The following is a 13,476-nucleotide window of genomic DNA, read 5'->3' as shown; positions in this document are numbered from 1 at the left end:
CGGATAGGGCGGAGTTTTCACTCTAGCGGGCGCGTCGAGGTGAGCCTTCTCACCTGGACGGCGCGCAGTCAGACGGTTCGGCGCGGGGTCATCCGGTGTTCTGCAGGCCGGCAGCGACGCCGCTCACCGAGAGCAGCAGCAGTCGCCGCTGCTCGTCGTCGGCGCCCGAACCAGCCGCAGCAGCGGGGTCGCGCAGCGCTCGCAGCGCGCGCAGCTGCAGCAGCGAGAGCGCGTCGACGTACGGCGTGCGCAGCTGCACCGCGCGCTGCAGGATCGGCTTGTTCTCGAGCAGTCCGACACCGCCGGTGAGGCGGATCACCCACTCGCGGGTCAGCGTCATCTCGTCGAGCACGAGCTGGGCGAGGTCGTCGCGGTCGCCCAGCGCCAGGTACTGACGGGCGATGCGCTCGTCGGTCTTGGCGAGGCTCATCGCGACGTTGTCGATCATGGTCCGAAGCAGCGGCCAGTCACGGTACGCCTCGATGAGACGAGCCTCATCGCCGACGGCCGCCAGTGCCGTGCCGAGCCCGAACCAGCCGGCGAGGTTGATGCGGGCCTGGGTCCAGGCGAACACCCACGGGATCGCGCGGAGATCCTCCAGCGATTCCACCGACAGTCCCCGTCGCGCGGGGCGGGAGCCGAGCGCGAGCAGACCGATCTCCTCCATCGGCGTGACCGTGGCGAACCAGGGCGCGAAGCCCTCGGCCTTCACCAGCGAGAAGAAGCGCTCGCGCGAGGAGCGGTCCATCACCGAGGCGATGTCGGCGAACCGAGCGGCCGCCTCGCTGGTGTGCTTCTCGACCGTCGGCGACGACGCGAGCAGCGTCGCCGCGGCGACCTGGTCGATGTGACGCATCGCGATCGCGGGCTCGCCGTAGCGGGCGAAGATGACCTCGCCCTGCTCGGTGAGCTTGAAGCGGCCGTCGACCGAGTGCGGCGGCTGCGCGAGGATCGCCGAGTTCGCGGGTCCGCCGCCGCGACCGAGGGCACCACCGCGGCCGTGGAACAGCGTCAGCGCGATGCCTGACTCCTGCGCCCACAGCGCGATCTTCTCCTGCGCCTCGTAGAGGGCGAGGTTGGCGGCGACGGGGCCGACGTCCTTCGACGAGTCGGAGTAGCCGAGCATGACCTCGAGGCGGTTGCCGGTCGCGGCCATCCGCTCCCGGAACTCCGGGAAGGTGACAGCCTCGGCAAGGATGCCAGGAGCCGCCTGCAGGTCGGCGAAGGTCTCGAACAGGGGGACGACGTCGAGCACCGGCGCATCGTCGCCGAGCGCGTGCCGAGCGAGCGCGTACACGTTCGCGAGGTCCGAGGCCGCCTGCGTGAACGACACGACGTAGCGACCGGCGGCGCGCAGGCCGCGGTCGCGCTGGATGTCGGCGATCGCGCGGAAGACCTCCAGGACCTCCTCGGTCTGGGCGCTGATCGCCTCGCCGGAGGACAGCTCCGCGAGGGCCTTCGCGTGCACCTGGGAGTGCTGACGCACCTCGAGCTCGGTCAGGTGGAAGCCGTAGGTCTCGACCTGCCAGATCAGGTGCTGCACGCCGCCGAACGCGTGGCGCTTCGCGCCGGCATCCGCCAGGGACGACTGCACGGTGCGGAGGTCGTCGAGCAGCTCCTCAGGACGCGAGTAGCGCTGCTCGTCTCCGCGTCTGGTCGCCGCGACCCGGTGGGCGAGCGCCAGCAGCACCCGACGATGGGGCTCGCCGGGGGAGCGGGCACCGAGCTCCTCCGCGGTGCGTGGCTCGGCGGCGGCGAAGCTCTCCCACAGCGCCGAGACGGCAGCGCTGGGCGGCGTGTCCTCGGCGTCGAGGGTGAGCGTGCGGCCGATGCGCTCCAGCGCCCGCTCCAGGCCGCGCAGGACGTGGTCCGAGGCGATCTGCGAGGCTTCGCGGGTCACGGATGCCGTGACGAACGGGTTGCCGTCGCGGTCGCCGCCGACCCACGAGCCGATGCGCACGAAGGCGGGGACGACCGGCGCGGTGGAGCCGGACTCGTCACCGCGCAGCGCGTCGTCGATGCGACGGTAGACGTGCGGCACGGTCGTGAACAGCGTCTCGTCGAACACACCCATGACCGTGCGGACCTCGTCCGTCGGCGACGGCTTCTGCGCACGCAGGGGAGCGGTGCGCCACAGGGTGTCGATCTCCTCCAGCATGCGGCGCCGGGCGCGGTGCTCCTCCGAGCCGCCCTCGCTGGCCGCATCGTGCTGGGTCAGGAGCTCGGACAGGCGTCGGATGCTCGACGACACCGCCCGGCGGCGCGCCTCGGTGGGATGCGCGGTGAAGACGGGGTGGAAGCGCAGACCCTCCAGGCGCCGGCGGGCCTCCTCATCGCCGACCTCGGTCTTCAGCCGCGCGTATGCCGACGCGACCGTGTCCGCTGCATCCTCGCGCCCCGGCTGTCCTGCGCGCTCGCGGAGCACGCGCACCCGCTGGTGCTCCTCGGCGAGGTTCACGAGGTGGAAGTAGCAGGTGAAGGCGCGGGCGACCTCGTCGGCACGTTCGATGCTGAAGGACTCGGCGATGGCGGCCGCACGCTCGAACGCGTCCGAGGTCTCTTCGTCGTAGGCCTGGATGGTCGCCAGACGCAGACGCTCGACATCGGCGAAGAGGTCTTCTCCGCCCGCCTCGCGCAGGACCTGGCCGAGGAGGGCGCCGAGCATCCTGACGTCGGAGCGCATCGCGTCCGGGATGCCGCGGCCCGCTTCGAAACGGCCGATGATGCGGATGGCCGAGGTGTCGGTGGGCTCGGGGAAGGCGTGTTCGGGGGTCACGGTTCGAGAGTATCCCGGCTCGGGGTCGTGCTCCGAACGCATGACGATCCGAGACGATCCGATACCCCCGCGAACTACGATGGACGGGATGCGAATCTCCGCGAACCCTCTCCGTGGCCAGCAGTTCCCCGCTGTCCTGCTGCTCGTCGCGGCTGGACTGGGTCTTCTCCTGGCCAACCTCCCCTCGCACGACGCCCTCGCCGCCGTGCTCGATCTGCACATCGCAGTGCCGGGAACCGTGCTGGATCTCTCGATCGAGCACTGGGTGTCCGACGGCCTGCTCGCGATCTTCTTCCTCGTCGTCGCCATCGAGCTGCGGCACGAGCTGACCCACGGCGAGCTCGACTCGCCGAGCAAAGCCGTGCAGCCGGCGATCGCCGCCGCCGGCGGTGTGCTGGTGCCGATCGCCGTCTACCTCCTCATCGCAGGGGACTCGGCCACCGCCACCGGCTGGCCGATCCCGACGGCCACCGACATCGCATTCGCCCTCGGCGTGCTGGCGATGTTCGGACGAGGGCTGCCCTCGAACGTGCGGGTCTTCCTGCTGGCGCTCGCGATCCTCGACGACATCATCGGCATCATCTTCATCGCCGTCCTGTTCGCGCACGACGTGCAGTGGCTCTACCTGGTGCTCGCGGTCCTCGCGGTGGCCGTCTTCTGGCTCCTCAGCAGGCTGCTGCACGCCAAGGGCCACCCGGCGGTCGCGGTCGCGATGGTCGTCGTCGGCATCGTGGCATGGGGACTCGTCGCCTCGTCCGGCATCCATGCGACGATCGCGGGAGTCATGCTCGGACTCGTGATGGCGCCCGTCCCTGCCGCCCGCACCCGACATGTCCTCGAGCCCACCGTCAACGGCGTGATCCTGCCGGTGTTCGCCTTCGTCGCCGCGTTCGTCGTGATCCCGGCCCTGGCGCCGTCCGAGCTGTCGCCCGCCTTCTGGGGCATCGTGGTGGCGCTGCCGGTCGGCAAGATCATCGGCATCTCGGTGTTCGGCTGGCTCGCGATGCGCATCCGTCCGCGGGGAGCGGCACCCGCCCTGCCGTTCGCGGACATCCTCTCAGCGGGCGCTCTCGGCGGTATCGGCTTCACGGTCTCGCTGCTGCTGGCGAACCTCGCGTTCGCCGGTGACGGCACCATCCGCGATCAGGCGATCCTCGGCGTGCTGGTCGGCTCCTTCCTCGCCCTGCTCCTCTCGGGCGTGATCGTGTCGCTGCGCGCCCGGCACTATCGGCATCTCGGCGTCGCGACCCCGTCAGCACCCGTTGAGGAGGGCTGATGTCCGACGAGTCCGCCGCGGATCCGCTGCGCGCGGCAGCTGACACCATGCACGAAGTACGCGAGCGCTGCGTCTGGTCTCAGCAGATCACCCATCGTGACCTCGTGCCGTACCTGATCGAGGAATCCCACGAGGTCATCGATGCGGTCGAGAACGGCTCCCGAGCGGATCTGCGCGAAGAGCTCGGTGACCTGCTGTGGCAGGTCCTGTTCCACGCGGCGATCGCGGCGCAGGACCCGGACGACCCGTTCGACATCGACGACGTCGCGGCGACGTTGACCGAGAAGATGGTGCGCCGGCATCCGCACGTCTTCGCCGGGGAGGTGGCGAGCACCCCCGAGGAGGTGCTCGTGCACTGGAATGCCGCGAAGGCGGCGGAGAAGCGCACGAGACGCAGCGTGCTCGACGGCATCCCCCGAGGGATGCCCGCGCTCGCCCTCGCCCAGAAGCTCGTCGGCCGCGCTGCCGGTGTCGGCGCGGTCGCCGCGCCCGCACCGGGCATCGTCGAGCCGGCCGCCTCTGCTCCCGCGACCGAACAGGAGCTCGGAGATGCCCTGCTGGGGCTCGTCGCTCTGGCCGGGGCACGCGGCTGGGATGCCGAACGGGCGCTGCGCGAGAGGCTGCGCGCCCTCGAGGACGAGGTCCGCGAGGCCGAATCCGGTCGGTGACGCCACGACGGGCCCCGCCGACCTGGAAGGATGGAGGGGTGGCTACTGTGAACCCGCCGCGCGGCATGCGCGACATCCTCCCCGCCGACAAGGCCCGCCGTGAGCGCGTCCTCTCCGTCATCCGCGACCGTTACCGTGCGCACGGCTTCGACGAGATCGAGACCCCGGCGCTCGAGGAGTACTCGCGTCTGCATGCCGGCATCGGCGGCGACAACGAGAAGCTCGCCTATAACGTGCTGCGCCGGGGGCTGGATGCCGAGGCGATCCGCGCAGCGGCGGAGGATCAGGGGGCTCTCGCCGACCTCGGCCTGCGCTACGACCTCACCGTTCCGCTCGCCCGCTTCTACGCGAGCAACCGCGGGCAGCTCCCCGGGGTGTTCCGCTCGATCCAGATCGGTCCGGTCTGGCGTGCCGAACGACCCCAGAAGGGCCGCTACCGCCAGTTCGTCCAGTGCGACATCGACATCATCGGCGACGACTCCTCGCGCGCGGAGGCCGAGCTGATGGTCGCCTCCCTCGACGCGGTCGATGCCCTCGGGCTCGAGGGGGCGAGCGTGCGGATCAACGACCGGCGCGTGCTCGAGTGGATGCTCGACACCTTCGGATTCTCCGCCGAGGAGCGGCCGGGCGTGCTCATCACGATCGACAAGCTCGACAAGATCGGTCCGGGCGGCGTCGCCGCCGAGCTGCGCGAGCGGGGCGCGGATGCTGCGGCCGTCGACGCGTTCGAGGCGTTCCTCACCCGTCCCCAGAGCGGGGAACGCACCGCCTTCGCGGAGGAGCAGATCCGCACGGCGCTGCCGGAGGGCGCGCCGGACGAGCTCGTCGGGCACCTGGTCGGTATCGGCCAGGCCGTCGCGGTGGGGCGCGCCTCCGCCGACGTCCCTCTTGTCTTCGACCCGTTCCTGGTACGCGGCATGGGCTACTACACGGGCACGATCTTCGAGCTCGCCCACCCGTCGGTGTCGTATTCGCTGGGCGGCGGAGGCCGGTACGACGGCATGATCGGACGCTTCCTCGGCCAGCAGGTGCCCGCGGTCGGCTTCTCGCTGGGATTCGAGCGCCTCGTCGACCTCGTGACCACCGGAGCGGATGCCGGGGAGCGTGCTGTCGTGCTCATCCACGACGCTGACGTCCCAGTGGGCGAGCTCGTCGCGCACAAGGCCGCCCTCGTGGCATCCGGCGCCAGAGTCCGCCTGGAGCGTCGGACGAAGAATGTGAAGGCGCTGCTGGAGCGCTCCGCCGCCGACGGGTACACGGAGTTCGCGACGGTCGCGGCCGGCACGGCTGGACTGGAGCTCAAGCCGCTCTCCTGAATTCCGTGCGGATGCCGTTCATCCGGCGTTCACACCGGTCGGGTCGAATCGGGGCATGAGTCGACCGCCTCTCGTCGCCGTCGTCACGATCGGTGCTGCCGTCACGGTGGCGCTCGGCATCCGGGCCGTCCTCACGCACCAGGCCGCCGTCGCGCGGCGACGTATCGGCAAGCCGTTGGGCGAGCAGTCGATCGACGCCGATCGGGTGTGGCGACGGTCGCTCGAGGGCGAGCCGATCGACCTGCTGGTGCTCGGTGATTCTGTGGCGGCGGGACTCGGCGCGGAGCGCCGCAAGGAGACTCTCGGAGGACGCCTCGCCAAAGGCCTCGGGCGACGGATGCGACGGCCGGTGCACCTGCGCACGGCAGCCGTCGTCGGCTCCGAGTCACCGGACCTCGCCGCTCAGCTGACGGGACTGCCGGTGGACTATGCCCCGCATGTGGCGATCATCGTGGTCGGCGGGAACGACGTCACGCACCGCATCCCGATCCCGGTGTCCGTCCTGCACCTGCGCGAGACGATCCTGCAGCTGCGTGCCCGTGGCACGGAGGTGGTGGTCGGCACCTGCCCCGACCTCGGCGCCCTGCGGCCGGTGCCGCAACCGCTGCGTCGCCTGATCGCCAGCATGTCGCGGAGGCTGGCGGAGGCGCAGGCGGAAGCCGCTCACGCCTCCGGGGCGCATCCTGTCGACCTGCGCCGAGCCGTCGGTCCGCTGTTCTTCGACGACCCGGACGCGATGTTCAGCCTCGACCGCTTCCATCCGAGCCCGCTGGGCTACCGGCGCACCGCCGAAGTGCTGCTGCCGGCGGTGTGCGCGGCAGCCGAGCGCACCCTCAGCTCGCGCCGTCCGCCGGTTGCGAGGTGAAGGACGCTGCCCACTCGGCGACCCGTCGCGCGCTCTCCTCGTCGGTCAGATCCTCGACCCGCGTCATGACCGACCAGCGCACGCCGAAGGGGTCGCGGATGCTCGCGAAGCGGTCTCCCGACACGAAGGCGGACGGCGCCTCGCGCACGATCGCGCCGGCGGCGACCGCGCGCTCCACCACGGAGTCGACGTCGGGCACGTACAGCCCGAGCGAATAGCAGTCGTCATCGCCCTGCGGAGCGGCGACGAGATGGTACTCGGGGCTCGGCTCACCGAGCTGCAGCCTGCCGAGGCCGAAGTCGAGGTCGGCGTGCGCGACGACGTCGCCGAATTCGGTCACATCGACGACCGTCGCGCCGAACACGTCGCGGTAGAAGTCGATGGCCTCCCGGGCCCGGGGTATGGCCAGGAAGGGCGTCAGCGAGGTGGCGCTATGGGGTCGTCCGTTCGTGGTGTGCTCGCCGGTCACGCCGACGGTGTTCTGAGTGCTCATGACGCCACGCTACGGAGCTGCTCGTCGTGCGCGCTTGAACTCCTGCGACAGAGTCAGGGCGACGTCGGCCGACAGGAATACGCTGAGGCGATGGTCAGTGCGACGCGCGGAGTGCTCTACCCGTCGAGGCTGCCCGAGTTCCATCGACTCCCGCCGGCCGCGTCCGCGCGAGATCTTGCCGTGTGGTTCTGGATCCCCGAGTGGGATCTCGACGCCGGGCGATCGTCGAGGCAGGAGATCGTGGGGTACCCGGCTCTGAATCTGGTGGTCGAGGGGGATGCCGTCGTCCTCGCCGGCGCGACGACGAGGGCCGCTCACCGCGATCTGCGGGGGAGCGGCTGGGCGGTCGGCGCCCTGCTCCGCCCCGCCGCCGTCGCGGCGCTGACCGATGATCCGGCCGCGATCGTCGACGGCTGGCAGCCGGTCGACGCCCCGCAGCTGGCGAGCGCGGTGGAGGCGGCCATGCGCGCGACGGAGGGGCAGGCGGGCGAGGAGCGTCGGGAGCGCGCCGTCGCGGTCTTCTCGGACTGGCTCGCTCAGCGCGTGGGCCCGCTGTCCGACGCCTCGCATCACGCGAACACCCTCGTCGACGTGCTCCTGGGGGCGGATGCCGCCGATTCGGTCGAGGAGGCGGCGAGCCGCCTCGCGGTGTCCGTGCGCACCCTGCAGCGTCTGGCGCATCGTCATGTCGGGGTCTCGCCCGCCGCGATGATCCGTCGACGACGCCTGCAGGAGGCGGCGGAGCGGTTGCGCCTGGATCCAGGGCTGGATCTCGCACGGCTCGCCGCCGAGCTCGGGTACGCCGACCACGCGCACCTCACCCGCGATTTCCGGTACGTCCTCGGCATCGCGCCGCGGACGTACCGCTCGGAGGCGGCGGGCCAGGACACGGCGGAAGCAGCGGTCGAGCGCTGATCAGCGGGCCAGGCGCAGCCGCGCCATCCGGAACAGCACCCCGGCGAGCACGGCCGCCGTGCCGATGAGCGATGCGAGCACCGGCAGGGTGTTGACGAGCAGGAGGCATCCGAGCGCTCCGATCACCTGCAGCGCTCGGGGATAGCGGCGGGCAGCGCCGTGCTGACGGAACGCCGCCGCGTTCGCGATGAGGTAGTACAGCAGCACGCCGAAGGACGAGAAGCCGATGGCGTCGCGGAGGTCCGCGACGAGCACGATCACGACGATGATCACCGCGATCGCGACCTCGGCCCTGCGGGGCACCTGCCAGCGCTCGTCGATCGTGGCGAGGAAGCGCGGCAGGTCCCGCTCTCGCGCCATGGCGAGTGTGGTGCGCCCGATCCCGGTGAGCAGTGCCAGCAGCGCGCCGAGGGATGCCGCGGCGGCCGCGACGCGCACCACCGGGGAGAGGCCGTCCCAGCCCGCCGCCGCGAGGATGTCGGCGAGCGGAGTGGATGTCGTCGCCGTCGCTCCGCCCAGCGACAGGACGACCGTGAGGGCGACGAGCGCGTAGACCATGACCGCGCCGCCGAGGGCCAGTGCGATCGCACGCGGGATGGTCCGTGCGGGGTCGATGACCTCTTCGCCCATCGTCGCGATGCGCGCGTATCCGGCGAAGGCGAAGAACAGCAGCCCCGCACCCTGCAGCACTCCATAGGCATCCGCCGAGAGCAGCGGCGTGGGAGCGGCGGTGGCCGCCGTGCCGAGTCCGACGGCGACCACCACGGCGAGTCCGAGCAGCGAGCACACGACGAGCACTCGCGTGACGAGGGCCGTCCGGGTGACGCCGAAGCAGTTGACGACCGCGAGCAGCACCACGGCGGTGACGGCGACCGGGATCTGCCATCCGGCTGGTGCGGCGTAGGCGGCGAAGGTCATCGCCATCGCCGCGCAGCTCGCGATCTTGCCGATCACGAAGCTCCACCCGGCGACGAACCCCCACCAGGGGCCGATCTCGGCCCTGGCATAGGCGTACGTGCCTCCGGCGACCGGATGCGCGGCGGCGAGCTGGGCCGAGGCCGTCGCGTTGCAGTAGGCGACCAGTGCGGCGACGGCCAGAGCGATCAGGATTCCCTGCCCCGCGGCTCCGACGGCGGGGCCCCACACCGAGAAGACGCCGGCGCCGATCATCGAGCCGAGGCCGATGGCGACGGCGTCGCCGAGTCTCAGGCGGCGGGCGAGGGGCATCCCCTCATCGTGCCAGGCGTCGGTGAACGCCGCGTGTCTCCGCGACATCCTGCGCACCGGGAACGGCTGCCAGGGCGGGAAGCGTGAGGGTCGCCGGTGTCCCAGGGCCGAGGCTGACCGTCTGCACAGAAGGCAGAAGTCGGCTGTGGTCGCGCACGGGGTCCTCGGTCCCCGGGTTCCGCAGATGCAGCGGATGCGCGCCGGACGACACCTGCAACCGCAGCCGAGATCCCGCCGTGACACGGTGCGCGAGAGGAGCCAGCTCCAGGCGGACCTGCCGGGACTCGCTCGGTGCGACGTCGGCCGGCAGCCGACGGTATCCGTCCGTGAGGGCGCGGGAGTTGCCCTTCGTGTCGACCTCGCAGAGGCGGACGAACACGTCGCATCGCGGGTTCGACGACGCGAGCGTCAGCTCGACGGAGGGGACGCCCGCGAGCACCAGGTCGTCATCGAGCGGATCCCCGGTGAAGACGAGGACGTCGTCGCGCCGCTCTCTCGCGGTCTGGGTACGACGCCCGGTGCGGAACGGGTTGAGGGTGCGTCCTCCGCCATCCGGCGTCGGGGCGGCCGGATCGTATGTGTAGGAGAGCGTGCCGGATGCCGTCGCGCCGCCCTCCGCCACGAGGGTGCCGCCGATGGCGAGCGTCAGCGGGAGCGGCGTCGACGGCGGCGGCCAGCTCTCCAGGTCGCGCCAGCCGAGACCGCCGGTGATCTCGATCCGCGCTCCCGCGGCGGTGCTCGACGGCATCCGCTCGCGATGGTCCATCGGCCCGCTCGCCGTCGTCGGCTATGACGACGGCGAACTCGCGACGGCGCTGGATCTGACGACGGTGCGCCAGCCCTTCGAGGAGAGCGGCCGCACCGCTCTCGAACTCGTGCTGGCAATCGTGTCCGGCTCCGCCTCCGGGCACGAGACGGTGCGGCTCGCGCCGGAGCTCATCGCCCGCTCGTCGACCCTGGGCGTCAGACCCGCGCCGCGGTGACGCGCTGCTTCTCGCGGATGTAGACCTCGCGGCGCACCTTCGCGACCACGTCGCCGTCGCGGTCGGTGATCACGGTCTCGAACCACTCGAGGACCTTGGCTCCGCCGTGCGCCCGTTCGCGGATCTCGGCCGCACGCTCGCGGCTGACCTCGAACTCGGCGGTGAGCACTCCGCGGCCGGGCTTCAGGAACTCGATCTCGCCTCGGGTGTCCCACACCACGTAGTCGCGACCGAGCTGGTGCATCACGAGCATGAAGAAGTAGGGATCGGTCATCGCCGACATAGAGCCGCCGAACGCCGTCTTGACGTAGTTGCGGGTGAGGACGTTCACGTGCAGTTCGACGGTCGCGTGCGTCCAGTCGTCGCTGAACCGGCGGATGCGGATGCCGCTGCACAGATTGGGGATCCAGAGGCTCATGCCGATCGCGAGACGGCGAGGAGTGATGCGCATGAGAACAGTGTGGAGGAGGTGTGGACGCAGACGAAGGTTGATGGAGGGTTCGTACAGTTGTTATAGTTCTCGTAGAACTATTAGAGAACCGAGGACCGGATGCTGATTCGAATCGACGCCGACAGTGCGCGCTCCCTCTTCGATCAGGTGGCGGCGTCCGTGCGGGCCGACATCCTCACCGGGCGCCTCGTGCCCGGCGACCGCCTGCCGCCTGCGCGAGAGGTCGCCGAGGCGCTCGAGATCAACGTCCACACGGTGCTCCGGGCCTATCAGCAACTCAGAGACGAGGGCCTCATCGACCTGCGGCGGGGGAGGGGAGCGGTCGTCTCCGCGTCCGCCGCTCCGCTGGCAGAGCTCTCCCACGACATCGCCGCGCTCGTCGCACGCGCCGCATCCCTCGGCCTCTCACCCACGACCCTGGCCGCACTGATCAAGGAGACCGACGCATGACCCCCGACATCCGCCGAGCCCGCACCGCCTTCCTGTGGGTGGGGGTGATCGTCCCGCTCGCGCTGATCGTGCTCGCCGCCATCGTCGTGCTGTCATGGCTGCCCGATCTGCCGGACCCCGCCGCCGTGCACTGGGGGCCCGACGGCGTCGACGGGTTCGGTCCGCGATGGACCCCGCTCGTGCTGCTCCTCGGCCTCGGCGGCGGGACCGTGCTGCTCTTCGCGCTCATCGCGTTCCTCGCACACCGCGGCTCGTCGCGGAACCGGGCGGGCTCCCCGATGCAGCCGCGGTGGTCGGCGACGGCTCGACTGCTCGGAGCCGCGAGCCTCGGTGTCGCCGGGGTGCTGTCCCTGGTCGCGGTGGTGACGACGTCCGTGCAGCGAGGGCTGCAGGATGCCGCAGACGCGCCCGACATCGCCGCGTGGATCCCGGCCTTCCTCGTCGTGCTGCTCGGACTCGGGATCCTTGGGTGGTTCCTGCAGCCCGCGGTGGCATTCGTGACCGAGGGATCCGGTGCACCGGTGGCGCCGCTCGCACTCGCCGACCACGAGCGCGCGGTCTGGATGAGGAGCGTGACGGTGGCCACCGGCGGTCAGGTCGTGCTCGGGATCAGCGCGTTCATCGTGATCGCGATGAGCGTGCTGCTGCTCGCGCAGGGCATCGCCGCCGGGTGGATCGTCGCCGCCGTCGCGCTGATGCTCGTCGCACTGATCGCGACCGGTCTCGCGTTCCGGGTGCGGGCGAGCGCGGCCGGTCTCCGGGTGCGCTCCGTCGCGGGATGGCCGCGACTCGAGATCCCCGCCGCGGACATCGCCGCAGTGCGGGCGGTGCACGTCAACCCCTTCGCCGAGTTCGGGGGGTGGGGCTACCGCATCGGCACGGACGGCCGGCGAGGGTTCGTGCTGCGCGAGGGCGACGCTCTCGAGGTGACGCGGACCGACGGCCGGGTGTTCGTCGTGACGGTCGACGACGCCGCCACCGCCGCGTCCGTCCTCGCCGCCGCCGCCCGTCGCTGACCGCGGCATCCACCCCGTTCTACCCCCGGGCACCCGGGCCGCATCCGACTCTCGACCAGAGGAACCGTCATGACCCGTCTCCGCATCGCCGCCGTCCTCGTCTTCGTCGTGCTGTCCTGCGGGCTCGCCTGGCTGGTCGCCCTGCCCCTGTGGCTCGGCGACGGTCTCGCCGAGCCGAGCACCGGGTACCTGCTGCCCGTGATGATGCTGACACCGGCCGTGGCGGCGCTCGCCGTCACCTTCGCCATGAAGGTCCCGAGGCCCGGCGCGCGACTCCGTTTCCTCGGTCTGTGGCCGCTGCGCCCGGCGAGGCGGGTGGTGTGGCTCATGGTCATCGGCTGGCTGGTGCCTCCGGTGCTCGTCGCCCTCGGCATCCTCGTCGCCGCGGCACTCGGCTTCGTCGACCTCGACCTCGCCTTCTCGGGCTTCGCGGCCGAGATCGCGAAGGCGCTGCCTGCCGGCTCCCCGATGCCACCGGTGGAGCTGGTGGTGATCTCGCAGATCGCGATGATCCCCGCGGCCGCTCTCTTCAACAGCCTGCTCGCCTTCGGCGAGGAGCTCGGCTGGCGGGGCTGGCTCGTCCCGGCGCTGCGTCCGCTCGGCACCTGGCCTGCGCTGCTGCTCAGCGGCGCGATCTGGGGACTGTGGCACAGCCCACTGATCCTGCTCGGTTACAACTTCGGGCGCACCGACATCACCGGCGTGCTCCTCATGATCGGCGGATGCGTCGCCTGGGGCGTCCTGCTGGGCTGGCTGCGACTGCGTTCGGCCTCGGTCTGGCCGGCCGTCCTGGCGCACGGCTCCCTCAACGCCGCGGCCGGCCTGATCCTGCTGGTCGCCGCAACTCAGCCGGATCTCGCTCTCGCCGGTCCGCTCGGGATCGCCGGGTGGATCGTCGCCGCGGCGACCATCGCCGTGCTCGTCCTCACGGGGCAGTTCCGCGAGCAGCCGGAGCTCGCCGGTGGTCCCGGTCGGCTGCTCTCCGCTCCGCGCGCCGGCGGTCCGCCTCCGGCCCCTTGACGGTGGGGGAGCCGCGAGGT

General features: G+C 71.4%; 14 protein-coding genes. 9 read left to right on the top strand and 5 right to left on the bottom strand.

Features of this window, described 5'->3' with window-relative positions:
* Nucleotides 1-88: 88 nt before the first annotated feature.
* On the bottom strand, nucleotides 89-2,776 hold the full coding sequence (locus tag BLW44_RS13340) for a phosphoenolpyruvate carboxylase (protein WP_060928471.1): 2,688 nt from the start codon (nucleotides 2,774-2,776) through the stop codon (nucleotides 89-91).
* 88 nt (nucleotides 2,777-2,864) lie between these two features.
* Here BLW44_RS13340 and BLW44_RS13335 point away from each other — a divergent pair, with 88 nt between their 5' ends.
* The 4 genes from BLW44_RS13335 (at nucleotide 2,865) to BLW44_RS13320 (ending at nucleotide 6,901) form a co-directional block, all read left to right on the top strand.
* On the top strand, nucleotides 2,865-4,052 hold the full coding sequence (locus tag BLW44_RS13335; RefSeq protein WP_060928470.1) for a Na+/H+ antiporter NhaA: 1,188 nt from the start codon (nucleotides 2,865-2,867) through the stop codon (nucleotides 4,050-4,052).
* Nucleotides 4,052-4,720, top strand: a complete 669-nt coding sequence (locus BLW44_RS13330; RefSeq protein ID WP_060928463.1) for a nucleoside triphosphate pyrophosphohydrolase — start codon at nucleotides 4,052-4,054, stop codon at nucleotides 4,718-4,720. The genes BLW44_RS13335 and BLW44_RS13330 overlap by 1 nt, the downstream gene beginning before the upstream one ends.
* A 65-nt stretch (nucleotides 4,721-4,785) precedes the next feature.
* Nucleotides 4,786-6,036: a histidine--tRNA ligase gene (locus tag BLW44_RS13325; protein ID WP_060928462.1), complete on the top strand. Its 1,251-nt coding sequence runs from the start codon at nucleotides 4,786-4,788 to the stop codon at nucleotides 6,034-6,036.
* A 55-nt stretch (nucleotides 6,037-6,091) separates the two neighbouring features.
* Nucleotides 6,092-6,901 (top strand): SGNH/GDSL hydrolase family protein, encoded by an 810-nt coding sequence (locus tag BLW44_RS13320; protein ID WP_074731820.1) that lies wholly within the window; start codon nucleotides 6,092-6,094, stop codon nucleotides 6,899-6,901.
* Here BLW44_RS13320 and BLW44_RS13315 read toward each other — a convergent pair.
* Nucleotides 6,870-7,394: a VOC family protein gene (locus BLW44_RS13315; RefSeq protein WP_060928780.1), complete on the bottom strand. Its 525-nt coding sequence runs from the start codon at nucleotides 7,392-7,394 to the stop codon at nucleotides 6,870-6,872. The genes BLW44_RS13320 and BLW44_RS13315 overlap by 32 nt on opposite strands.
* A 90-nt stretch (nucleotides 7,395-7,484) precedes the next feature.
* Between BLW44_RS13315 and BLW44_RS13310 the strand changes: the two genes are divergently transcribed.
* A complete protein-coding gene (locus BLW44_RS13310; RefSeq protein WP_074731818.1) occupies nucleotides 7,485-8,309 on the top strand; it encodes an AraC family transcriptional regulator in 825 nt (274 codons plus the stop codon).
* Here the strand turns inward: BLW44_RS13310 and BLW44_RS13305 are convergent, their stop codons facing one another.
* Both BLW44_RS13305 and BLW44_RS13300 read right to left on the bottom strand, forming a co-directional pair.
* Nucleotides 8,310-9,536, bottom strand: coding sequence for an APC family permease (locus BLW44_RS13305; RefSeq protein WP_060928729.1), 1,227 nt, complete (start codon nucleotides 9,534-9,536; stop codon nucleotides 8,310-8,312).
* A gap of 4 nt (nucleotides 9,537-9,540) precedes the next feature.
* The gene (locus tag BLW44_RS13300) at nucleotides 9,541-10,284 is read right to left on the bottom strand and encodes a CocE/NonD family hydrolase (protein ID WP_167347504.1); all 744 of its coding nucleotides are present in this window, start codon (nucleotides 10,282-10,284) and stop codon (nucleotides 9,541-9,543) included.
* Here BLW44_RS13300 and BLW44_RS17545 point away from each other — a divergent pair.
* The gene (locus BLW44_RS17545; RefSeq protein WP_245647491.1) at nucleotides 10,244-10,519 is read left to right on the top strand and encodes a substrate-binding domain-containing protein; all 276 of its coding nucleotides are present in this window, start codon (nucleotides 10,244-10,246) and stop codon (nucleotides 10,517-10,519) included. The genes BLW44_RS13300 and BLW44_RS17545 overlap by 41 nt on opposite strands.
* Here BLW44_RS17545 and BLW44_RS13290 read toward each other — a convergent pair.
* A complete protein-coding gene (locus BLW44_RS13290; protein ID WP_060928726.1) occupies nucleotides 10,500-10,970 on the bottom strand; it encodes a PaaI family thioesterase in 471 nt (156 codons plus the stop codon). The two genes, BLW44_RS17545 and BLW44_RS13290, sit on opposite strands and share 20 nt — an antisense overlap.
* A gap of 99 nt (nucleotides 10,971-11,069) precedes the next feature.
* Between BLW44_RS13290 and BLW44_RS13285 the strand changes: the two genes are divergently transcribed.
* From BLW44_RS13285 to BLW44_RS13275, 3 genes are all read left to right on the top strand, one after another.
* Nucleotides 11,070-11,420, top strand: coding sequence for a GntR family transcriptional regulator (locus tag BLW44_RS13285; RefSeq protein WP_060928725.1), 351 nt, complete (start codon nucleotides 11,070-11,072; stop codon nucleotides 11,418-11,420).
* Nucleotides 11,417-12,436: a DUF1648 domain-containing protein gene (locus tag BLW44_RS13280; protein ID WP_060928724.1), complete on the top strand. Its 1,020-nt coding sequence runs from the start codon at nucleotides 11,417-11,419 to the stop codon at nucleotides 12,434-12,436. The genes BLW44_RS13285 and BLW44_RS13280 overlap by 4 nt, the downstream gene beginning before the upstream one ends.
* Nucleotides 12,437-12,505: 69 nt before the next feature.
* On the top strand, nucleotides 12,506-13,456 hold the full coding sequence (locus BLW44_RS13275) for a CPBP family intramembrane glutamic endopeptidase (RefSeq protein WP_060928723.1): 951 nt from the start codon (nucleotides 12,506-12,508) through the stop codon (nucleotides 13,454-13,456).
* Nucleotides 13,457-13,476 lie beyond the last annotated feature (20 nt).

This window comes from Microbacterium hydrocarbonoxydans, from assembly GCF_900105205.1.
Lineage (GTDB): Bacteria > Actinomycetota > Actinomycetes > Actinomycetales > Microbacteriaceae > Microbacterium > Microbacterium hydrocarbonoxydans.
Note: the sequence above shows the minus strand (reverse complement) of the source record. Positions and strands in the feature narration are given on the sequence as shown.

Coding starts and splice junctions, on each gene's coding strand:
- BLW44_RS13335 (WP_060928470.1), top strand. CDS start 2,865: ATGCGAATCTCCGCGAACCCTCTCCGTGGCCAGCAGTTCCCCGCTGTC.
- BLW44_RS13330 (WP_060928463.1), top strand. CDS start 4,052: ATGTCCGACGAGTCCGCCGCGGATCCGCTGCGCGCGGCAGCTGACACC.
- BLW44_RS13325 (WP_060928462.1), top strand. CDS start 4,786: ATGCGCGACATCCTCCCCGCCGACAAGGCCCGCCGTGAGCGCGTCCTC.
- BLW44_RS13320 (WP_074731820.1), top strand. CDS start 6,092: ATGAGTCGACCGCCTCTCGTCGCCGTCGTCACGATCGGTGCTGCCGTC.
- BLW44_RS13315 (WP_060928780.1), bottom strand. CDS start 7,394: ATGAGCACTCAGAACACCGTCGGCGTGACCGGCGAGCACACCACGAAC.
- BLW44_RS13310 (WP_074731818.1), top strand. CDS start 7,485: ATGGTCAGTGCGACGCGCGGAGTGCTCTACCCGTCGAGGCTGCCCGAG.
- BLW44_RS13305 (WP_060928729.1), bottom strand. CDS start 9,536: ATGCCCCTCGCCCGCCGCCTGAGACTCGGCGACGCCGTCGCCATCGGC.
- BLW44_RS13300 (WP_167347504.1), bottom strand. CDS start 10,284: ATGCCGTCGAGCACCGCCGCGGGAGCGCGGATCGAGATCACCGGCGGT.
- BLW44_RS13290 (WP_060928726.1), bottom strand. CDS start 10,970: ATGCGCATCACTCCTCGCCGTCTCGCGATCGGCATGAGCCTCTGGATC.
- BLW44_RS13285 (WP_060928725.1), top strand. CDS start 11,070: ATGCTGATTCGAATCGACGCCGACAGTGCGCGCTCCCTCTTCGATCAG.
- BLW44_RS13280 (WP_060928724.1), top strand. CDS start 11,417: ATGACCCCCGACATCCGCCGAGCCCGCACCGCCTTCCTGTGGGTGGGG.
- BLW44_RS13275 (WP_060928723.1), top strand. CDS start 12,506: ATGACCCGTCTCCGCATCGCCGCCGTCCTCGTCTTCGTCGTGCTGTCC.